Below are 22,827 nucleotides of genomic sequence, written 5' to 3' on the forward strand. Positions count from 1 at the left end.
ATCGGCAGATCTGCAAACTAGAAATAGTCATAAAGTAGAAAATAATAATAAGCGCATCTTGCTGCGCATCGGAGCAACGAGTCTTGAAAGAAATAAAACAACCTACCTACATTGACGCTCTTATTCCAATTACAGTTTTAGTCAGCTTGCTTGGAGCTGCTGTATTTCTGTTTGGTGATAATTCCTCGTCAGGTCCAAACCAAATTGCGTTATTGTTTGCGACCTTCACCGCAGCCTTAATTGGTTTGAAAAATGGTTACACTTGGAAAACGCTTGAAGAAGCGATGATCAAAGGTATCACGATATCACTAGGCGCTATTTTGATCTTGCTCATGGTTGGCGCACTTATTGGCACGTGGTTATTGTCAGGTACAGTACCGACACTCATTTATTACGGATTACAGATTATTGACCCTCAGTGGTTTTACGCTGCAAGTTGCCTAATATGCGGTATCGTTGCGATGAGTATAGGTAGTTCTTGGACTACTGCAGCGACAATAGGTGTCGCATTACTTGGCGTTGCTACCGGCCTTGGATTAGATCATGTAGTCACGGCAGGCGCTGTTATCTCAGGCGCGTATTTCGGGGATAAATTAAGCCCACTTTCTGAAACCACAAACTTGGCACCAGCAGTTGCTGGTGCTGATCTGTTTGACCATATTCAGCATATGCTTTGGACCACAGTGCCTAGTTTCGTTATTGCCCTCATTATTTTCTTAGTGATGGGATTTAATGCTGAAGTGTCGAGCGAGGCACATCAAATCGAAGCAATTGTGAGCATTTTGCAAGCTAACTTTAACATCAGTTTAGTGATGTTGGTTCCACTAATTGTTCTGTTGACGCTAGCAATCAGGAAGATGCCTGCGTTTCCCGCAATTTCAATTGGTGCTGTGATAGGTGCTGTTTGGGCACTTCTGTTCCAAGGTGATTTAATTGCAAAACAAGTTGAAGTCGGTCAAGGTGAATTGATCGGGCAGTTCAAACTCGTATGGCAAACGTTTTTTGCAGGCTTTAGTATTGATACTGGTGACACAAAGATGAATGATTTGCTAAGCGGCGGCGGTATGGCGAGCATGCTTACGACCACGTGGTTGGTGATGACAGCACTCATGTTCGGTGCAATTATGGAAAAAACAGGCTTACTGGAAATGTTTGTTAAGAGCATTTTGAAAGTGGCACGTCGAACTGGTTCGCTCATCGCTGCGACAATCGCGACGTGTATTGGAACGAATGCGGTAGCTGCGGACCAATACATTGCTATTGTAGTCCCAGGTAGAATGTTTAAAGAAGAATATAAAAAGCGCGGATTAAAAGCCGTTAACTTATCACGTACCTTAGAAGACGGTGGCACGATCACTAGCCCTCTTATCCCGTGGAATACCTGTGGTGCGTACATGCAAAGCGTTTTGATGGTAAATCCATTTGACTATGCGTTTTATGCGTTCTTTAATTTAATAAATCCTGTCCTCGCGATAGTCTACGCCTACTTAGGTATTAAAATATTGAAGATAAAGCCTAAGCACTTGGAAGACTCTGCAGAATAATGCAAAATTCGCCTCAACATTGTTGGGGCGTTTTTTTAAGGAAGTCATCATGTCAACAAAACCTCAAGCAAAGTATTTAAAGGATTACACTCCTCCTAGCCACCACGTCGAATCTATCGAACTGACCTTTGAACTCTCGCCAAATGAGACGCTCGTAACAGCGCGCTCAGTTTGGGTTGCCAACTCGGATACGGCAACGGCATTAAGTTTAGATGGTGTTGATTTGGATTTAGTTGAGCTCACAGTCGACGGTGTTGCTGTTGATTCGTATGAACTGAATGAGAACAAATTAAACCTATCTGAGCTTCCCACGCGTTTTAGGTTAGAAATTAAGACTAAAATTGATCCTGCAAACAACACCTCGCTTGAAGGTTTATATCAATCTGCCGGCGCGTTCTGTACGCAATGTGAAGCCGAGGGATTTAGGAAAATTACCTATTTTCTTGATAGACCCGACGTATTAACTGTTTATACGGTTAAAGTCATTGCATCACAGAATATCCCTTATCTCCTTTCCAATGGTAACAAGATTGAAGAAGGGCAGCTAAGTGATGGCCGTCACTTTGCGACGTGGCATGATCCATACCGCAAACCTAGCTACCTATTCGCACTTGTTGCAGGCGATTTTGACGTTTTAAAAGATACGTTTAAAACTCGATCAGGAAGAGACGTTGAGCTCGCGTTATTTGTAGATAAAGGAAACTTGCCAAAAGCGCCACATGCTATGAACTCGTTAAAAGCTGCCATGGCATGGGATGAAACACGATTCAGCCTTGAATACGACCTCGATATTTACATGATAGTTGCGGTCGACTTTTTCAACATGGGTGCGATGGAAAACAAAGGGCTAAATATCTTCAATAGTGCTTGCGTTCTTGCTAATCAGGAAACGGCGACCGACAGAGATTACCATACAATTGAGTCAATCGTCGGTCATGAATACTTCCATAACTGGACTGGCAACCGAATCACTTGTCGCGATTGGTTTCAGTTGTCCTTGAAAGAAGGTTTAACCGTATTTCGTGATCAAGAATTTAGTTCCGATCTTGGCTCGAGAGGTCTCAACCGTATCGATGCGGTAAATGCAATGCGAATGCACCAATTTGCTGAAGATGAAGGGCCAATGGCTCACCCAATTCGTCCTGAGAAAGTAATTGAAATGAATAACTTCTATACCGTTACGGTATACAACAAAGGTGCCGAAGTTATTCGAATGCTGCATTCTCTACTCGGGGAGGACGGTTTTCAAAAAGGAATGCTGTTGTACGTTGAACGTCATGATGGACAAGCCGCCACTTGTGATGATTTTGTCGCTGCAATGTCCGATGCAAATAATGTAGACCTTTCTCAATTTAAATTGTGGTACAGCCAGCATGGAACCACAACATTAAAGGCAACGACAACGTACGATGAGCAAAGCAGACGCTATTCATTGACGTTGACTCAGCGTCCACCTAAAAACAACGCCAGTCAACCTCCACTGCTTATTCCCGTCGCAATTCAATTGTTAGATCGTAACGGTAATGACATTGCACTCAGCAACGCATCAAACGTTGCTAATAATGTGCTTCAATTAAGTGACTACGAGCAAACGTTTGAGTTTGAGAATATACAAAATGAGCCTGTTATTGTATTGCTGGAAGATTTTTCCTCGCCCGTTAAAGTTCAATTTGAACAGTGTCTAGAAGATAAGCTTCACATTCTTAAATTTGCCCGAAGTGACTATTCTCGCTGGGAGGCCATGCAACAAATCTTTACCCAAGCGGTTGTTGAAGCAGTAAATAGCGAATCGCGAGATCTTGACTCCCGAATCGTTGATGCGTGTAAATCGCTTTTAGAAAAGCCTGTTGGTGACTTAGCCTTGCTCAGCGAATTGCTAGTACTACCGAACTTTGAAACACTCGCGAGTCAGTTTGATACGACACCCGTGGATGCGCTTGTTGAGATTATCGATTGTTTTGAGCAACAGCTGGCCGAAAAGCTGAAACCATATTGGTCCACTGTCTATGCGAATTTGATGGAGAATCATGCGTTAAATGCAGAAGGTGTAGGCGTCCGTTCGCTTCAAAACACAAGTTTGTATTACCTTGCCAAAGTCTCAGATGCTGAAATTGACGCTTGGTTGGAAAAGGCGGCAGTAAGTGTAAATATGACAACCAAACTCGGCGCATTACGCGCGATGGTTGGTGCCTCTCATTCATTGCTTGAAGAATCAATGACTCGATTTGATGGCCAATGGCGACATGATTTATTGGTCATGGATAAGTGGTTTGCAATGCAGGCAATGCGTAGAGATGAAAATGCAATTGCTCGTTTAAAATCGCTGTTTACACATCCTTGCTTTGATAAAAGTAATCCTAACCGTGTCAGGGCTTTGATCGGTAGCTTTGCGCGCGCCAATGTTCGTCATTTTCATAGAATTGACGGGCAGGGTTATCAAATTCTCGGGGACTTGCTTCTTGAGCTAAACGACATTAATCCGCAAAATGCGTCAAGAATGCTAACGCCATTTATGAGTTGGAAGCGCTTTGACGGACAGCGGGCTGAACAAATGAAGTCTCAGCTACAGCGGCTCGCCGATTTACCGAATCTGAGTGACGATCTATTTGAAAAGGTAGAAAAGGCGCTAGCGGGCTAATGCAGGAATATTTGTTCACACTTGCACTGACGCATGATCAATGCATGCATTATTACCAAGGTACAGTGCAATTTGTCCAAGTTATGTCTGATAATGGGAAGCGAATTCGCTTCCCGGCTGCTCGATTACGTCCCTTTATCAGTTCAATAGGGATACGAGGTCGATTCAGATTAATCTTGTCTGAAAACAATCAGTTTCAAAGCTTAGAAAAAATACTTTAATCGCACATAAATATTGTATTTTTGTTAAATGGGTTTGTTCTAAACTTAAATTACGTGTTATAACTTATCTGGTTGGACGTCTTACCAAGTAAAAATGTGTCAACATTAGCAAGTATATGCACCGATTGAACGCGTTCAATTTGTATTTTTACAAATTCGCTTCTATCGTTACGACAACAAAAAACAATAACTTGATAATAATTACCCGCCAAAGGGGGAGAAATAATGACAACAAGACTGCAATTTGTGAAAAATAAAATCACGCTCGGTCTTAGTGCTGCATTGCTAGTTGGCAGCACAGCTGCTCAAGCTGCAAGTTTTGAAGTTGGCGAATTTGATGTTACGTTCGATTCTACGTTTTCTTACGGTCAAAGCATCCGTATAGAAGACCGTGATTTTACCTTCATAGGTAAAAGTAACCATCCTCGCTTTAATTGGACTGGCTATAATGCAGCGATAGGGAATACGATATACTCATCCTCAGAAGTATGGGCTCAACCTGGTGCATACTCGAACAATGGTGATGCGGGCGATTTAAACTTCGACGCGGGTGATACGTTCTCTCAATTAATCAAAGGTACACACGAACTTTCAATCCGTCAGGAAAACTGGGGGATTTTTTCGCGTTTCATGTACTTCTATGATTTTGCCATGGAAGACGGTGATTTTGCATACAAAAATCCAGTTTCTGGCGCTTCAGTCGACCCTTGTGAAAACGATGACACTGCAGCATTAGTCTGTTCAGACTTCCGCCTACTTGATGCATTTGTTTGGGCAAACTTTGATTTAAATAATGGTAATAATCCACTTTCGGTACGTGTTGGACAACAAGTGCTAAACTGGGGTGAAAGTACGTTAATTTCTCACGGTATCAACGTAAACCCAGTTGATATTGACCGTTTAAAAGCGGCGGGTGCGGAACTTAAAGAAGCCTTTATACCTGTCGGTATGTTCTGGGCGTCCTTAGGCGTAACGGAAAATTTAACGCTAGAAGCGTTTTACCAATATAAGTGGCAAGAAACACGTCTTCCAGCTACTGGCAGTTACTTCTCAACTAACGATTTCGCATCTGAAAACGGCTACTCTCAAAATATTCAGTTAGGCTTTACATCAAATCCTGATATCGATTTAACCCACCTCACGTCTGTGTTAAATAATTTAGATACATACTGGAAAGGTGCGCTAACTGCGAAGGGTCTAGACGCAACAGATCCTGCCGTTTTAACAAGTGCATCTGCACAATCTCTGCTTGCACAAATGTATTTAGCCTACCCAACTAAGGTGGCGCTTAAAGGCAAAGGTGATTCAGGTAAAACAGAACCACAAGATGCAGGACAATACGGTCTTAAGCTTGCTTGGTATTCACCTGAACTAAATGAAACAGAATTTGGTTTGTACTACACGAATTACCATAGCCGAGTACCTCTTATTTCAGGTAAAGCGTCTAACTTTACTCAAGCTGCGATCGCGAAAGATTTGGCTTACATCAGCCAAAATACAATTACAGAAGATAACATTACAAACCTGAATGCCTTTACAAAAGGCCAAATCGTTTACCCAGAAGATATTGAACTATATGGTTTGAGCTTCAATACGACGGTTGGTGAAACGGCGGTGTCGGGTGAATTCGCTTATCGTAAAGGTGAACCTCTACAGATTGATGACGTAGAGCTGTTGTATGCTGGTATGGCTGAACAATTGGCTTATGCTGGTATTCGTCCTGATTTTGCGGGTCTATCGCAAATGAGTCAGGGTGACCAAGTTGCTTATGTTAATCCAGGTGAAATCGCACAGGGTTACATTGAGCGCGACACAATGCAGTTACAGTTCACTGCAACGCATCTGTTCGGTCCATCTTTAGGTGCTGACAGTTGGGCCGTTGTGGGTGAGGCTGGTGTTGTAACTATCAAAGATATGCCAACGTACGACGAATTACGTCTAAACGTCGCGGGTACTGGGCGTAGTGGCACGATTGAAGGTGTCCCTGGCAATAGTTACGATTTACTGCACATTGCGCTTTCAAATGGTCCTGAAACGAATCCGTTCCCAACGGCAACGTCTTGGGGTTACCGTTTAATTGCAAAAGGTGAATATAACAACTTGTTCTCGGGCGTAAACTTCTCGCCACGTGTTGTATTTTCTCACGATGTGAATGGCACGACACCAGATCCAATGTTCTTATTCGTCGAAGACAGAAAGTCGTTGGGCGTAACGCTTAACTTTAACTACCAAAACGCATGGTCATTTGACTTTGGTTATAACGCGTTCTGGGGCGGCGGCGCGACTAATACGTTCGCTGACCGTGATTTCGTGTCTTTCAATATCAAGTATTCAATCTAAGGGCTTAAGTATGTTTAAAAAACCAACTCTTATTGCTGCAGCCCTAATCGGGTTATTCTCGGCACCAGTGGTTATGGCAAAGATGACCGCTGAACAAGCCGCTCGTTTAGGCAAAGATTTAACGCCAATCGGTGCAGAAAAAGCGGGTAATGCTGACGGTTCTATTCCAGCATGGGATGGCGGTATTACTAAACCAATCGCAGGTTACACGGTTGGTATGCATCATCCAGATCCTTACGCAGATGACAAAATTATTTTAACAATTACGAAAGCGAATCTAGATCAATACAAACAGTACCTGAGCCCAGGGCAAGTGGCATTGTTTGAAGCGTATCCAGACACTTTCAAAATGAACATCTATCCAACTCGTCGCAGTGCGGCTTATCCTCAGTTCGTCTACGATGCAACAAAAACGTATGCAACGACTGCAGAGCTAATTGAAGGTGGTAATGGGATTAAAAACACCGCAATCGGTATTCCTTTCCCTGTACCGCAAGATGGTTTAGAGGCTATTTGGAACCATTTATTACGTTATCGTGGCCTTTCAATCGCACGTTTTGGTGGCCAAGCTATGCCAACTGAGTCTGGTGATTTCAATATCATTGGATTCGATGAGCAATTGTTAGTTAAGTACTCTGAACCATCTGTTACGCCGAAAGAACTTGAAGAATCAAACATTCTATTTAAGTTCAAACAAGCCGTTACAGAACCTGCACGTCTTGCTGGTACTGCATTACTTGTTCATGAAACCATGGATCAAGTAAAGACACCACGCCAAGCTTGGACTTATAACACTGGGCAACGACGTGTACGCCGTGCACCAAACGTTGCTTATGATGCACCAGGAACAGCGTCTGATAGTCTTCGTACAACCGATGACTTTGATATGTTTAACGGCTCACCAGATCGTTACACGTGGACGCTTAAAGGTAAGCAGGAAATGTATATCCCATACAACAGCTACAAACTGCATAGTGATAAGCTGAAGTATGAAGATATTATCAAGCCAGGCCACATTAACCCGGAACACGTACGTTATGAAAAACACCGAGTGTGGGTTGTTGAAGCGAATCTAAAAGAAGGCACTCGTCACATTTATAAGAAACGTGTGTTCTTCATTGATGAAGACAGCTGGCAAATCCACATTGCGGATTCGTATGATAACCGTGATCAATTATATCGTGTCGCGATGGCGCATGGTCTGAATTACTATGAAGTACCAACCCATTGGAGTACGCTGGACGTATATCACGATCTTAACTCTCGCCGTTACCTAGCTATTGGTTTGGATAACGAAGAAAAGATGTACGACTTTAGCCAAACATTCCAAGACAACGAGTTTACGCCAAATGCGTTACGTCGTGAGGGGACTCGATAAGCGTGTAATATGGGACTACGATTGGAGTGGTCGCTCCAATCGGGTACCTAGTTCCAACCGCAACAGGCAAGCACTCGCTTGCCTGTCTTGTCCTGTAAGACTTCATCTCCCGAACCCGTTTAAGAGAGCTTCTTTATGATGTATAAGCTAAAAGCGAGTGTAGCATTGTTGTGTGCAAGTTTTGTTTCGCACGCAGGCGACTACGATACTCGACTTCCCGATACGCTCACGCCGGAAGCGGCACTTCAGGTTGCCCATCCTGAGAAAACCCTGTTTACTGATCTGATATTTAATGGAACATCCTATGTTGCTGTGGGTAAACATGGAACTATCGTTATTAGTAAGGATGGCGAAAACTGGACTCAAGGTAACTCTCCCGTACAATCGCTGCTTACCGCGGTTTATTTTACCGATGCACAACAAGGTTGGGCATGTGGTCACGATGCAACTATTTTGCACACTCAGGACGGCGGTAATAACTGGACGATTCAACAATATTTACCCGAAGTCGACAAACCATGCTTAGACATCGCATTCACAGACGAAAAACATGGTATTGCAATCGGCGCATACGGGATGTTGTATGAGACATCCGATGCAGGCGAACATTGGCAAAAACGCTTTTTAGATGATTTGTTATTGGAAGACGATAAAGCCTACTTAGCGGATTTGAAAGCGTCTGACCCAGCAACATACAAAGATGAGACCGCATTTATGCTACCTCATTTCAATCGCTTTGCAGCAAAAGGTGACACTTGGATTGTTGTTGGCGAAATGGGTCTAGTAGCGGTTAGTCAAAATAAAGGTGAAACATGGACACGTTTAAATGAGTTTTATAACGGTTCATTTTTTGATGTTGTTATTAACAACAAAAACGAAGTTATTGTAGCAGGTCTTCGTGGTAATGCGTTTGTGACCACGTTTGATGAGTTGCTTAACGATAACTGGCAACGAATTGAGTTAAATAAAACGTCGACGATTAACAGCATTGTTGAGGCTCAAGGCAAAGAGATTTTAGTTGCGAACAGTGGCTTGATTTTCATTCGCAATGGCGAGCAAATAGAAACCATTAGCATGAAAAGTGGCAAGTCTATTTTATCTGCAGTGGCGACGACTGGAAAACTGATCCTGGCAACAGAAAGTGGACTCAAGAGTGTGGAGAATGAGAACTAATGCGCAGTATTTTAGAATTAACGGAAAATGTCATTTTTAGGCATCGTGCATTTGTTTTGGTGTTGTTCGTCTTGATGACGGGTTGGCTCGGACTAAAAGCTACCCACATTCAATTAGACGCCGCATTTACAAAAAACATCCCGCTCAATCATGAATACATGAAAGTGTATTTAAAGCACGAGAAACAATTCGGTGGTGCGAACAGTATACTCCTTTCTGTGTGTGACAATGACGGCGACATATTCAATGAGCCTTTCTTCACTCAACTTAAGGCGGTTCATGACCAGTTGTATTTCATTCCAGGTGTAAATCGTCCACTCGTTAACTCGATTTTTGCGCCGAGTGCGCGTTTCGTTGAGGTTGTCGAAGACGGCTTCGCAGGGGGACCAATTATTCCAGCTAATTTTGCCCCGACTAAACAAGGGCTGGCAGTTGTAAAGCAAAACATCGAGAAAGCAAAAGTGGTTGGTCGCATGGTTGCATCTGACTATTCTTGTGCGATGGTTACGGCTCAATTGATGGAAATTGATCCGCAAACTCAAGAAAAACTCGATACGCTCGAATTTGCTAAAAAGCTTGAAGAACAAATTAGAGCTCCACTGAGCACAGATAAAGTCAGCATTCACATCATCGGATTTGCGAAAATGGCTGGCGATATCGCAGAAGGGGCAAAAGGTGTTGTACTGTTCTTTGCTATCGCCATCGTCTTCACGTTTGTGATGGTATGGTTGTTCTGCAAAAGTTTAAAACTGACTCTACTTCCGATTTTGTGTTCATTGATAGCAGTTGTGTGGCAAATGGGCTTATTGTCCGTTTTAGGCTTTGGATTAGACCCAATGTCTATCCTTGTGCCGTTTTTAGTCTTTGCAATAGGCGTATCACACGGCGTGCAAATGATAAATGCGATAGGTAAGAAAGTGGCTGAAGGCGTAACGAGTAAAGTCGCCGCTCAAGCGAGCTTTAAAGCCTTATTAATACCTGGAGGCATCGCACTTCTATCGGATACTGTGGGCTTTTTAACGTTACTTGCCATTGACATCGGTATTATCCGAGAACTTGCCATCACAGCGAGTTTAGGGGTTGGTGTCATCATCTTTACCAATTTGGTCTTGTTGCCAGTTATGGCGTCTTATTTTGATTCTAGCCACATTCATCGTATCGGTGATGGACACGACTCTTCACATACTGTGTTGGCGACTCTTAGAGAAGTTTTAGTCAAAGCGACGGATAAAAAATGGGCTGCAATTATTTTGGCCGTTGCAACGCTGCTGTTTGCCTTTGGCTATGTTGAATCGCAAAAAATGCAGATTGGTGATTTGCAAGCGGGTGCACCTGCTCTTCACGAGGATGCGCGCTACAATCAAGATACCTTTTTGATTAACGATCGCTACACAATCAGCTCAGACATCCTTAAAGTGATTGTGGAGGCGTATCCAGCAGCGTGTACTGAACATGAAGTAATGGAACGTGTGAGTCGCTTCCAATGGCGTGTAGAAAACCTGCCGGGTGTGCAATCAGCTGTGTCGTTGAGTAGCGTGTCGCAATCGGTGAACGCAGGTTACAACGAAGGGAATTTGAAGTGGCAAATGATCCCTCGTAATGAAGCATCACTGGTACAAGCAACGTCTCGCATTGAAACAAGTACAGGTTTACTAAATGGCGATTGCTCGGTTATGCCTATTATCGTGTTCATGCAAGATCATAAAGCAGAAACTATCGAACGCGTAATTGCCTCGGTTAAAGAATTCGCTAAAGAAGAGGGGACAGACAAACTCCAATTTAAACTGGCTTCAGGTCCAATTGGTGTAATGGCTGCAACGAATGAATCTGTGTCTGCTGCACAAATGCCAATGATGGTCTATGTTTATGGTGCAGTAATCGTTTTATGTTTGATTAGCTTTAGAAGCGTTCGTGCAACAATCGCGGTGGTGTTACCACTTTATATTGTATCAACGTTAGCTCAAGCATTAATGGTTCATTTAGAAATCGGTTTAACAGTATCTACATTGCCTGTTATAGCGCTAGGTGTTGGTATCGGTGTCGACTATGGTATCTATATTCTTTCGTCAATGATGGGGCAACTGAAGCAGGGTGTTGCTCTGAACATCGCCTATCGCAATGCGCTCGCTGAACGAGGTAGTGCGGTGCTGTTTACCGGCATCACATTGGCCGTGGGTGTGAGTACATGGATCTTCTCTGCGCTTAAATTCCAAGTTGATATGGGCATCCTTTTGACGTTCATGTTTTTGGTAAATATGTTGGGTGCAGTACTACTTTTACCTGCTATTGGAGCCTTCATCTGGTCTGACCAGAAAAATAAATGTGAATAAATGTTCCATGAAAAAGTCGTCATTAACGATTTATATCTATATTTTGTGAATAGATGAGCAAACAGCTGAAAAAGCTTGAAATGTTTTCGTCGAAAAGGCTGTTTATTAGCGTAAGAAAGGTTAAAATTCACCTGACTCCACGCTAATAAATGGCTGTACAATAATCTACCGTTCAAAGGTGGTATAGATTAAGGAACACATATGACACAAAATGAAGGTCAAGCATCAGTTATCCTAGATAATGTATGTAAGCTGATCCAAAAGAAAGTTCACGCTGAGCATGTGTCACTCGTTGAGAAATTTGCCAAATCCCTGTACAGCAACATGTCGAAAGAGGATTTGGTAAAACGTAACGACAGTGATCTCTACGGTGCTGCACTTAGTCTCTGGAATGCGCTCGAAAAAAATAATACCGATGAGCCAATCATCCGTGTTTTTAACCCAGAGGTAGCAAAAGACGGATGGCAATCGTCTCACACTATCGTCGAAATCATCGTAAAGGACATGCCATTTTTGGTTGATTCAGTCCGTATGGCGATGAATCGCGAAAACATTGTTTCTCATCTGTTGTTACATACTCCTCTCAAATTACAACGTAATGAAAAAGGCGTTATTTCAGCAATTTCTAATTTGAAAGCTGAACAAGAATCAACGTCAACGAAAACGGTGTTCTTTATTGAAATCGACCGCCAAACGGATAACAAAGTAATTGAGCGTTTTACGGCTGAACTTAAGTCTTCGCTAAGCGATGTCTCAGTTGCAGTTGAAGATTGGCTGCTTATCCGCGATAAACTTGTCGAAGTTTCAAAATCTTTGCCAACTCGTCCACATAAATGTACAGAGCATGAAGTTGCAGAAGCATCTGAATTCTTGAATTGGTTGGTGAGCGACAATTTCACGTTCATGGGTTACCGTCAATACGACTTAACACCGGTGAAAGGTGATTACGAACTTAAAGCGGTTACTGGTACAAGCTTAGGTCTGATGAAAAACTCTGAAGACGATGCAAGTTTGTTTTTATCTAGTTTGCCAGAAGGCGCGCGAAAAGAAGCTCGTAGCAACAATTTACTCGTGTTAACAAAAACGAACTCAATTTCACGTGTTCACCGTCCTGCTTACATCGACTACGTTGGTATCAAACGTTTCGATAAGGAAGGTAATGTCATTGGAGAAGATCGTTTCATCGGTTTGTTCTCCTCTAACTTCTACAACAACAGTGCTCGCGACGTTCCGATTTTGAAAAGTAAAATAAATCGCATCATGGAAATGTGTGATTTTGCTCGTGGCACACACGCTTACAAAGCAGTGTTGAACATTTTAGAGACATACCCACGTGATGAATTAGTTCAAGCGCGTGAAAACGAATTGCTTGAAGTCGCAACAGGCGTTCTACAAGTACAAGAACGTGATATGTGCCGTCTATTCGTTCGTAAAGACGTTTATGGTCGCTTCTTCTCGTGCATGGTTTATGTTCCTCGTGAGCGTTACAACACGGCACTGCGCCGTGAAACGCAAGTTCTATTGGCTAATGCGTTTGGTTCTCAAGAAAAAGTGGAATTTACTACTTTCTTCTCAGAATCAACGTTAGCTCGTACTCATTACATCGTTCGCGTGGCGGACAACAACATCGAAATTAACGTGAAAGACATCGAAAATAATTTACGCGAAGCAGCTCGTACGTGGGAAGATAAACTACAAAGTGCATTGCTTGAAGGTGCGGGTGAGTCACGTGGCAACGAATTGACACGTAAATACACAAATGCGTTCCCACATTCTTACAAAGATCAAGTTCTGCCAAGCGCGGCAGTGGTTGACATTGAAAAGCTTGAGCAATTAACGGATGAGAACAAGTTAGAAATTCTATTCTACCGTCCTCAAGAGGAAGCGAATACTTCTATCGTACGCTTGAGCTTGTACCACAAAGACGAGCCAATACACCTTTCTGACGTGATGCCAATGCTTGAGAACTTTGGCTTGCGCGTAATCGGCGAAACACCATTCCCAGTTAAAACTACCGATGGTAAAGTAAACTGGATCATGGATTTTTCTATGATCTTAGACAGCAAACGCATCGCTGACTTTGATAAAGTCTCAGCTCGATTCCGTGCTGCATTGACAAACGTTTGGAACAACCGTTTAGAAAACGACGGCTTCAACCGTTTAGTTCTAATCGGTAACATGACAGGACGTGAAGCTTCAATCCTTCGTGCTTACGCGAAGTACATGCGTCAGATTGGTGTGACATTCTCGCAAAACTACATCGAAGCAACATTTGAGCATTATCCACATATTGCACAGATGATTGTTGAGTTGTTTACGAAGAAATTCGATCCTAAGAAGCCTGGTACTGAAAAGCAATTAGAGAAAATTATTGAAGCGGTATACGCAGAACTTGAAAACGTTGCAAACCTAGATGACGACCGTATCATCCGTCTATACGTTGACATGATTAATGCAACACTGCGTACGAACTTCTACCAAAAAGACCGTGATGAAAAAGCCAAGTCTTACATCTCGTTCAAGATCAAATCTCGTGGCATTCCAGATATGCCATTGCCATTACCTGCATTTGAAATTTTCGTCTACTCACCTCGCGTTGAAGGTGTTCACTTACGCGGTGGAAAAGTAGCTCGTGGTGGTCTTCGTTGGTCTGACCGTCGTGAAGATTTCCGTACAGAAGTACTTGGTCTCGTTAAAGCACAGAACGTTAAAAATACGGTTATCGTACCTGTAGGTTCAAAAGGTGGCTTCGTATGTAAGCAACTGCCGACAGAACGTGAGGCGTTTTTTAAAGAAGGTCAAGAGTGTTACAAGATCTTCATTCGCGGTTTGTTAGACATTACCGACAACATTATTCATGGTGACATTGTTCCGCCAACGAACGTTGTTCGTCATGACGAGGATGACCCATATCTCGTAGTTGCGGCGGATAAAGGTACTGCTACATTCTCTGATATCGCAAATGGTATCGCTGAAGAGTATAACTTCTGGTTGGGTGATGCATTTGCATCTGGTGGCTCAATCGGCTACGACCATAAGAAAATGGGCATTACAGCTCGAGGTGGTTGGGAATCGGTTAAACGTCATTTCCGCGAAATGGACATTGACTGTCAAACAACAGATTTCACTGTGGTAGGCATTGGTGACATGGCAGGTGACGTATTCGGTAACGGTATGTTGTTGTCGAAACATATTTGTTTACAAGCAGCATTTAACCACATGCATATCTTCATTGACCCTACGCCAGACCCAGCAAAATCGTGGGAAGAGCGTAAGCGTATGTTTGAACTGCCACGTTCGTCATGGGAAGACTATGATAAATCGTTAATTTCAGAAGGCGGTGGTATTTTCTCTCGTGCAGCGAAGTCAATTACGTTGACTCCTGAAATGAAGAAAATGATCGGCACGAAAAAAGCGGCGATGACACCGAACGAATTGATTAAAGCATTGCTCACAATGCCTGTTGATTTATTGTGGAACGGCGGTATCGGCACTTACATTAAACATTCTAAAGAAACGAATGCGGATGTCGGTGACCGTGCAAACGACGCACTACGTATCAACGGTGGTGAGTTAGGGGCGAAAATTCTAGGTGAAGGTGGCAACTTAGGTGCAACGCAATTAGGCCGTATTGAGTTTGCTGCAAAAGGTGGTCGCGTAAACACTGACTTCATCGATAACGTAGGTGGTGTTGCGTGTTCAGATAACGAAGTTAACATCAAGATCCTACTAAACGGTTTAGTCGCGGAAGGCGATTTAACACGCAAACAACGTGACGAATTGCTTTACTCAATGACTGATGAAGTGGCGCAACTGGTGTTGAAAGATTGTTATCGCCAAACACACACCTTGTCGATCACTAAGTCTAAAGGTCCAGATACACTGAAAGAGAAAGTGCGCTTTATCCATGCTCTTGAAAAAATGGGTAAACTTGACCGTGCTATCGAATTCATTCCGTCAGATGAAGAACTAGCAGAGCGTGCGGCTGCGGGTAAAGATTTAACGCGTCCAGAACTCTCTGTGCTTGTATCTTATTCGAAGATGGTATTAAAAGAGTCGTTGGTTGTTGAAGAAATTGCAGACAATCCGTATTACAGACAATTCCTTGTAAATTCATTCCCAGCGCCACTTCGCAGCAAATTTAATGCAGCGATGGACAACCATCCGCTACGTCGCGAAATCATAGCAACTAAACTTGCAAACGCGATTGTTAACGACATGGGCTTAAACTTCATGGTTCGTATGCATGAAGAAACAGGTGCGACAGACGCAGAGATTGCATTGTGTTATTCAATCGCAAGCGAAGTGTTTGAAATGAAAGACACATGGAATGAAATCTCAAGTTTAGACAACAAGATTTCTTCAGAAATTCAAACCGAAATGTTGTATCAACTTCGTCGTACGGTTCGTCGTGCAACACGTTGGTTCTTACGTCACCGCAACAAAGCATTGACGATTCAAGAAACTATCGAGTTCCACAAACCGACGTTCAAGGATTTGGCCGCAAATCTACATAACTACATGGTTTCTAGCGAAAGCGAGTTAATCGTTGATGCAGCACGTGATCTTGAAAAAGCAGGTGTACCAGCTCACATTGCGTTGCGTATCGAGTCGCTATCAAGCTTGTTCTCTGCGATGGATCTTGCTGAAGTGGTCCACAAAACGAACAAGCCTGTGGCTTTAGTTTCTGAAACTTACTTTAAACTTGGTAACAAAATGGGCCTACACTGGTTCCTTGATCAAATCACCAAACAACCAGTGGCAAACCATTGGCAAGCGCTTGCGCGTGCGTCATACCGTGAAGAGTTGGATTGGCAGCAACGCTCACTTTCAGAAGTGGTGTTGGCAAGTTCGGTTGAAGAAACTCAAGATGTCGAAACGCAAATTGATACTTGGATGGAATCACAAAACCTGCTGCTACAACGTTGGAAGCAAATGTTGGCTGAGTTTAAGACCTCTCAAAGTCATGACTTTGCGAAGTTCTCTGTAGCACTAAGAGAGCTGATGCTTCTTAGTCACAACTGCGATACTTCCAAATAATTTCAAAACCGATAGAATACCCCAGTTTTAACTGGGGTATTTTTTTGTCCCAAAGTTTATGTTTTTCTTTTTGATGACAAAGCGTGTTTTGACTCAACAAAAAGAAATGATGCGATTAGTTACTAAGGAGTTTTCATGTTTTATGATTTAGCGCGCCGATTCATGTTTAGTAAAGATGCCGAATGGGCACACGAATTCGCCTTAGATAATTTACGCCGCTTCTCTGGTACACCGTTGAGTCTTGCTTGGTCTCAGACGGTAACAGATAAGCCGGTTAACTTTTTAGGTTTAGAATTGAAAAACCCTGTTGGGCTTGCAGCAGGTTTAGATAAAAACGCGGAATGCATCGACGCATTCGCACAAATGGGCTTTGGTTTTATCGAAGTAGGCACGGTTACTCCAAGACCACAGGCGGGCAACGATAAACCTCGAATTTTTAGACTTCCAGAAGCGGATGCAATTATCAACCGCATGGGATTCAACAACAAAGGCGTCGACAATTTAATAAACAACGTTAAAGCATCAAAATACAAAGGTATTTTAGGTATTAACATTGGTAAGAACAAAGACACGCCAAATGAGCAAGGTAAGGATGATTACATTCACTGTATGCGCAAAGTGTTTGAACACGCGAGCTACATTACCGTAAATATCTCTTCTCCGAATACACCAGGCCTGCGTGATTTACAATATGGCGAAGCGTTGGATGACTTACTAGAAAGTTTAAAATCAGAGCAAATGGACTTGACGGCTAAGCATCAAAAAAATGTTCCTATGTTGGTAAAGATTGCACCAGACATTGACGCAGTTCAAGTTGCGCAAATAGCTGAATCGTTGCTAAAAAATCGCATTGATGGAGTTATCGCGACAAACACGACATTAGAGCGTGAAGCCGTAAAAGGACTACGATTTGCCGACGAAGCGGGTGGGTTGTCAGGCCATCCAGTACGCGAAAAATCCACTCATGTGGTCTCAGAACTCAAACGGATCACGGAAGGCAAGCTGCCGATCATTGGAGTAGGTGGGATCGATGACGCTCGATCCGCAAAAGAAAAATTGTCTGCGGGTGCGTCGCTAGTTCAGGTTTATACTGGCTTTATCTATAAAGGCCCAAGAGTAGTGAAAGAGATCGTCGAATCGTTATAAGGATCAGCTATATAACTAAACGATCCTAAACAAATTGTTATTATAAAAAATTTCACATCGCGATATTTCGCGTTATACTCTCGTGCACTATTTGAATTTTCAAAATTGTGCACGGGGGCAGATTTTGCAAGCATCTAAAGACTGGCGATGGAAGCGCTCAGAAGAGTCTAATCGATTGCATGTGGATCTTGGTCCTGACATGGAACTAATCACACCTTACAAACTTCGGTTACTCACTGAAGATACTCGTGCAAATCCAAATTTTAGTCTTCAAGACGCAGAATTTTACAATCAAGTTTTCTATTATTTGCAACAGTTTGCTGTGTGGAATGAAGCTGTGTGTTGTCAAATAGCATTAAACGCGACCGCGGCGAAACATTATTTACTCCCCATGCAGCCTAAAAGTTGGTTTTTTAAGCCTTATTCGGGGGCTACTGCGATTAACGACGCTGTAGTTGTGCTCGAAAGTGACTGTCAGCAAGGCGAGTTTTTGATTGTTGAATGCGGTTCAGAAGCGTCATTGTGCATCAACCTGCAAGCTGAATTTAGACTCGACGAACATTTAATTCTTGAACCGTTTCAAGCCATCCGAGTATTGAATAATCGAATCCACCCAGTAATGGCCATACAAAAATCAGCACAAACAGCTTAAAAAACGCTTATTACTTTTGTACATCTGTAACTACTCACAAATGTATTAATATGTAGTTCTCTAATTCAATTGAAACAACATGTGATATAATCCCGAAGAATTTGAATTTTAGGGTTTAACAAGTTGCAATTTATCGCTTTAACCTCCATCGGCGTCGAAACGTTACTCGCAGAAGAACTGCAAACATTCGGTGCGACCATTACAAAGCAAACGATCGGTTCAGTTCGTTTTGAAGCTGACAGTCTACTCGCTCAGAAAATTTGTTTGAGTACGCGTTTTTCAACGCGGATCATGATGATGCTTTCTCAAAGTAATGACGTCAAAGATAAAGATGCCTTGTATAAACTCGCAAAGAACATTGAATGGGCTGAGTGGTTTGGTCCTAATCAAAGTTTCGCAGTCGAATTTAACGGTACTAACACATTACTGAAAAACTCACAGTTTTCAGGCATGGTTGTAAAGGACGCGATTGTTGATTACTTCAATGATAAAAATGGCCAACGTCCGAACGTCGACAAAACAAGCCCGAATGTACGTGTAGTTGGTAAATTAAATAAATCAGATTGTGCGCTTTATGTTGATTATTCAGGGCCACGTTTGTCAGATAGAGGCTATCGTACAAAACAGGGCCAAGCGCCAATCAGGGAACATCTAGCAGCAGCGTTGATTAAGCGCAGTGGTTGGCTGGAAGACCCAACAAAACCACTTTTTGACCCTTGTTGTGGTTCAGGTACTTTGTTAATCGAAGCTGCTTCCATGGCTCAAAATATAGCTCCCGGACTTCAAAAACGATTTGCATTCCAAGATTTACCTGGTTTTCGTGATGCAAAATTTAAAGAAATTAAACAAGCGCTTCGCGATGCACAGGTTACACCAAACCTTTGGTTGATTGGCCATGACATTGACGAACGTGTTTTGAGCGTTGCAGAACAAAACGCAGCGCGTGCAGGATTTGAAGGTCAAATCCAATTTAAAGTAGCAGACGCGAACAAACTAACTTCTGTTGCGAAACGCTCCGGCCACGTTGTGTCGAATTTACCCTATGGTGAGCGTTTGGGTGGTATGGCTGAGCTTGTTAATTTGTATCGCAATTTAGGTGGTGCATTTAAACAATGTTTCCAAGATTGGCATGTGGCACTGCTTGGTACTGACGAGAGCCTCTTTAATCTTCTAAAGCTAGTTCGCGCTAAAACCTATAAGTTTAAAAACGGTCCACTTGACGTACTTTTCAATCTATATCAACTTGATGCCCGCCAGGTATCACAAGTGAATCGCGCTAATACGCTACATTTTGAGACGTCGTCAGCTTTTGCTAATCGTCTAAAGAAGAACCTTCAAGGTCTTAAATCTTGGGTAAAACAAAATAACATTGAAGCGTACCGTGCTTATGATGCAGACATTCCTGAGTACAATGTCGCGGTGGACGTTTATCCATCACATGCAGTTATTTACGAATATGCGGCACCAAAAAATGTAGATGAAAAAGTCGCGGAAAAGCGTTTGCAGGACGTTATTACGTTAACTGCACAAACACTCGACGTGGCGCCTGAGAATGTGGCGGTTAAAGTACGCAAACGCCAAAAAGGGGAGAATCAGTACGAGGTATTGAGCCGCCAAGACCGCGTAATGGAAGTTAACGAATTCGGCGCGAAGTTTAAGGTCAATTTATTTGACTATTTGGATACAGGGTTATTTCTAGATCATCGCTTAGCAAGACGTTACATCCAAGATAATGCAAAAGACAAACGATTCCTCAATCTGTTTTCATATACTGGAAGCGCTTCAGTCCATGCAGCACTCGGCGGGGCAAAGTCTGTTGTGACGGTAGATATGTCACGAACTTACCTTAAGTGGGCGGAAGAAAACTTTGCACTTAATAACCTAAAAAGCCCACGTTACCGTTTCGAGCAGGCGGATTGTTTAAAGTGGCTAGAGCATGCACAAGGTCAGTACGACCTCATCTTTTTAGACCCGCCAACGTTCTCAAATTCGAAACGGATGCAAGCCGTGTTTGACGTACAGCGAGATCATATTCAGCTGTTTTCATGGGTTAAGAAAATTCTTAGCTCAAATGGCACGCTACTGTTTTCGAACAATAAGCGCGGTTTTGAAATCGATGAACTTGGTTTGATGGGACTGGGCTTAAAAGCACAATGCATTTCAGATAAAACCATTTCACCCGATTTTAAGCGCAACAAACAGATACATAATAGCTGGTTGATCACGCATGCTTAGTCTGACGTTGTATCATACTGAAGGTTGCCATTTATGTGAAATGGCACATGACCTGATAAGCGACGTTGTCGATTTATCGGTATTACAACTTCAAGACATAGTTGATGATGCAGAATTAATGGAGCGGTATCAGGTTTCTATTCCTGTTTTACTAAGGCAGGACAACGGAAAAGAACTGTATTGGCCTTTTGATAAACAACAAGTAGAAGAATTTTTAGCATAGTATGGATTTAATTCGAATTAGCAAAGCGCAGCTCGCGTTTGGTACACATCCACTGCTTGACGACGCTGAAGCGGTGATCTGTAGTGGCGAGCGTGTTTGTATCGTCGGACGTAACGGTGCGGGTAAATCAACCCTTTTAAAAGTGTTAGATGGACAAGTGCTGCTAGACGACGGTGAAATCAACCGTGTACAAGGTTTGAAAGTATCTCGTTTAGAGCAGGATCCACCGCGCGGTGCATCGGGTACTGTTTTTGATTATGTCGCTCAAGGGCTACCGGATGTTGCGGAATTGCTGATTGAATATCACCGCCTTAGTGACGAAATGCAGAGTAATCATTCGGAACAGTTGCTAAAGCGTTTTGAACGGATCTCTGCAGACCTCGAGGCGGTGGACGGTTGGCGTTTTGAAAGCCGTATTAAACTGGTTTTAACGCAGCTAGAACTGACACCAAACTTGGAACTTAACTCACTTTCTGGTGGATGGTTAAGAAAGGTCGCTTTGGCAAAGGCACTGGTTAGTGACCCTGACCTGTTGTTACTTGACGAACCAACAAACCATCTTGATTTGCAAAGTGTGGTATGGCTTGAACAATTGCTTAAAGATTTTAAAGGTGGGATCGTGTTTATCTCGCATGACCGTGCGTTTATTCGAGCCGTTGCTACACGTATTCTAGACCTAGACCGAGGCCAGCTTATTTCTTACCCAGGTAATTATGAAAAATACCTTGAACAGAAAAGTCATGATCTCAAAGTTGAAGAAACACAAAATGCGCTTTTTGACAAAAAGCTTGCTGAAGAAGAGGCATGGATTCGACAAGGCATTAAAGCGCGTCGTACTCGTAATGAAGGCCGCGTAAGAGCGCTAAAGTCTTTGCGTCAAGAGCGTCGATCGCGCGTTGATCAAGTCGGAAAAGTCGACTTCAACATTGAAAATGCTGAACGTTCGGGTAAGTTGGTTTTTGAAGCTCAGCACATTTCACACGAGTTTGGCGAAAAGAGCATTGTTAAAGACTTTTCAACGATTGTGATGCGTGGCGATCGTATCGGGCTTGTTGGTCCCAATGGTGTAGGTAAAACAACGTTGCTAAAACTGCTCTTTGGTTCATTACAGCCACAGAGCGGTAAAGTGAAGCAGGGTGTAAACCTCGAATTTGCTTATTTTGACCAATATCGTCAAGTGCTCGACGAAGAAGCGACAGTTCAAGATAACGTTGCTGAAGGCAAACAAGAAGTCATGATGGGCGGACGAAGTCGTCATGTATTAGGTTATTTACAAGATTTCTTGTTCCCGCCAGCTCGGGCTAGAACGCCTGTAAAAGCACTCTCGGGCGGAGAAAAAAACCGACTCCTACTGGCTAAACTATTCGTTAAGCCGTCAAATGTGCTTGTACTCGACGAACCCACAAACGACTTGGATATTGAAACGCTCGAGCTTTTGGAAGAAATTATTGAGCAATATCAAGGCACCGTGCTGATCGTGAGTCATGACCGAGAGTTCATAGACAACACCTGTAGTGCGGTGTGGGCGTTTGAAGGTAACGGAAAAGTAACGGAGATAGTCGGCGGCTATAGCGATTGCGAAGCGTACCTTAGACAACAGGCTGCGATCCAAAAAGAAAATGAAAAGCCAGTGCAAAATGAAACAGTTGTTAAAGCTGTTGCGCCGAAAAAGGCAAATAATAAGTTAAGTTATAAGTTAAAACTTGAATTAGAGTCATTACCAAGTAAAGTGGAAGCGCTCGAAGTAGAGCTAGAAACACAACAGGCGCTTGTCAATGATCCTGAGTTTTTTAAGCAAGATGCGGAAACTACTCAAGCGGCATTGAACCATTTAGCTGATCTCGAGTCGAAGCTCGAAACCGCATTTAATCGCTGGGAAGAACTCGAAGCATTACAGAATCAGTAAG

At 42.9% G+C, this 22,827-nt stretch carries 13 protein-coding genes; all 13 read left to right on the forward strand.

Features of this window, described 5'->3' with window-relative positions:
* Window positions 1-83 precede the first annotated feature (83 nt).
* The 13 genes from nhaC to uup all read left to right on the forward strand — a co-directional run bounded on the left by nhaC (window position 84) and on the right by uup (window position 22,826).
* Window positions 84-1,544 carry a Na+/H+ antiporter NhaC gene (gene nhaC / locus NI389_RS00220; protein WP_308361051.1) on the forward strand — a complete coding sequence of 487 codons (1,461 nt, stop codon included), beginning with the start codon at window positions 84-86 and terminating at the stop codon, window positions 1,542-1,544.
* Between the two features lie 49 nt (window positions 1,545-1,593).
* Window positions 1,594-4,182 carry an aminopeptidase N gene (pepN, locus tag NI389_RS00225; protein ID WP_308361052.1) on the forward strand — a complete coding sequence of 863 codons (2,589 nt, stop codon included), beginning with the start codon at window positions 1,594-1,596 and terminating at the stop codon, window positions 4,180-4,182.
* Window positions 4,182-4,403 (forward strand): DUF2835 domain-containing protein, encoded by a 222-nt coding sequence (locus NI389_RS00230; protein WP_308361053.1) that lies wholly within the window; start codon window positions 4,182-4,184, stop codon window positions 4,401-4,403. The genes pepN and NI389_RS00230 overlap by 1 nt, the downstream gene beginning before the upstream one ends.
* Before the next feature lie 225 nt (window positions 4,404-4,628).
* Entirely contained in the window at window positions 4,629-6,743 is a 2,115-nt protein-coding gene (locus tag NI389_RS00235; protein ID WP_308361054.1) for a DUF1302 domain-containing protein, read from the forward strand.
* Between the two features lie 10 nt (window positions 6,744-6,753).
* Complete coding sequence (locus tag NI389_RS00240) at window positions 6,754-8,121, forward strand: DUF1329 domain-containing protein (RefSeq protein ID WP_308361055.1); 1,368 nt, start codon at window positions 6,754-6,756, stop codon at window positions 8,119-8,121.
* Between the two features lie 135 nt (window positions 8,122-8,256).
* Entirely contained in the window at window positions 8,257-9,294 is a 1,038-nt protein-coding gene (locus NI389_RS00245; protein ID WP_308361056.1) for a WD40/YVTN/BNR-like repeat-containing protein, read from the forward strand.
* Complete coding sequence (locus NI389_RS00250) at window positions 9,294-11,624, forward strand: efflux RND transporter permease subunit (RefSeq protein ID WP_308361057.1); 2,331 nt, start codon at window positions 9,294-9,296, stop codon at window positions 11,622-11,624. The genes NI389_RS00245 and NI389_RS00250 overlap by 1 nt, the downstream gene beginning before the upstream one ends.
* A 201-nt stretch (window positions 11,625-11,825) precedes the next feature.
* Window positions 11,826-16,664, forward strand: coding sequence for an NAD-glutamate dehydrogenase (locus NI389_RS00255; RefSeq protein WP_308361058.1), 4,839 nt, complete (start codon window positions 11,826-11,828; stop codon window positions 16,662-16,664).
* A gap of 135 nt (window positions 16,665-16,799) precedes the next feature.
* Window positions 16,800-17,810: a quinone-dependent dihydroorotate dehydrogenase gene (gene pyrD, locus NI389_RS00260; RefSeq protein ID WP_308361059.1), complete on the forward strand. Its 1,011-nt coding sequence runs from the start codon at window positions 16,800-16,802 to the stop codon at window positions 17,808-17,810.
* A gap of 121 nt (window positions 17,811-17,931) precedes the next feature.
* Window positions 17,932-18,462 (forward strand): cell division protein ZapC domain-containing protein, encoded by a 531-nt coding sequence (locus NI389_RS00265; RefSeq protein WP_308362590.1) that lies wholly within the window; start codon window positions 17,932-17,934, stop codon window positions 18,460-18,462.
* Between the two features lie 123 nt (window positions 18,463-18,585).
* A complete protein-coding gene (gene rlmKL, locus NI389_RS00270; protein WP_308361060.1) occupies window positions 18,586-20,697 on the forward strand; it encodes a bifunctional 23S rRNA (guanine(2069)-N(7))-methyltransferase RlmK/23S rRNA (guanine(2445)-N(2))-methyltransferase RlmL in 2,112 nt (703 codons plus the stop codon).
* On the forward strand, window positions 20,690-20,920 hold the full coding sequence (locus NI389_RS00275; protein ID WP_308361061.1) for a glutaredoxin family protein: 231 nt from the start codon (window positions 20,690-20,692) through the stop codon (window positions 20,918-20,920). Before rlmKL ends, NI389_RS00275 begins: the two co-directional genes overlap by 8 nt.
* A 1-nt stretch (window position 20,921) precedes the next feature.
* A complete protein-coding gene (gene uup, locus NI389_RS00280) occupies window positions 20,922-22,826 on the forward strand; it encodes an ATP-binding cassette ATPase Uup (protein ID WP_308361062.1) in 1,905 nt (634 codons plus the stop codon).
* Window position 22,827: the final 1 nt, after the last annotated feature.

It is taken from the genome of Pseudoalteromonas xiamenensis (assembly GCF_030994125.1).
Taxonomy (GTDB): domain Bacteria; phylum Pseudomonadota; class Gammaproteobacteria; order Enterobacterales; family Alteromonadaceae; genus Pseudoalteromonas; species Pseudoalteromonas xiamenensis_B.

What these genes read in the sequence shown, in the direction of transcription:
- pepN (WP_308361052.1), top strand. Translation starts at nt 1,594, where the DNA reads ATGTCAACAAAACCTCAAGCAAAGTATTTAAAGGATTACACTCCTCCT.
- NI389_RS00230 (WP_308361053.1), top strand. Translation starts at nt 4,182, where the DNA reads ATGCAGGAATATTTGTTCACACTTGCACTGACGCATGATCAATGCATG.
- NI389_RS00235 (WP_308361054.1), top strand. Translation starts at nt 4,629, where the DNA reads ATGACAACAAGACTGCAATTTGTGAAAAATAAAATCACGCTCGGTCTT.
- NI389_RS00240 (WP_308361055.1), top strand. Translation starts at nt 6,754, where the DNA reads ATGTTTAAAAAACCAACTCTTATTGCTGCAGCCCTAATCGGGTTATTC.
- NI389_RS00245 (WP_308361056.1), top strand. Translation starts at nt 8,257, where the DNA reads ATGATGTATAAGCTAAAAGCGAGTGTAGCATTGTTGTGTGCAAGTTTT.
- NI389_RS00250 (WP_308361057.1), top strand. Translation starts at nt 9,294, where the DNA reads ATGCGCAGTATTTTAGAATTAACGGAAAATGTCATTTTTAGGCATCGT.
- NI389_RS00255 (WP_308361058.1), top strand. Translation starts at nt 11,826, where the DNA reads ATGACACAAAATGAAGGTCAAGCATCAGTTATCCTAGATAATGTATGT.
- pyrD (WP_308361059.1), top strand. Translation starts at nt 16,800, where the DNA reads ATGTTTTATGATTTAGCGCGCCGATTCATGTTTAGTAAAGATGCCGAA.
- NI389_RS00275 (WP_308361061.1), top strand. Translation starts at nt 20,690, where the DNA reads ATGCTTAGTCTGACGTTGTATCATACTGAAGGTTGCCATTTATGTGAA.
- uup (WP_308361062.1), top strand. Translation starts at nt 20,922, where the DNA reads ATGGATTTAATTCGAATTAGCAAAGCGCAGCTCGCGTTTGGTACACAT.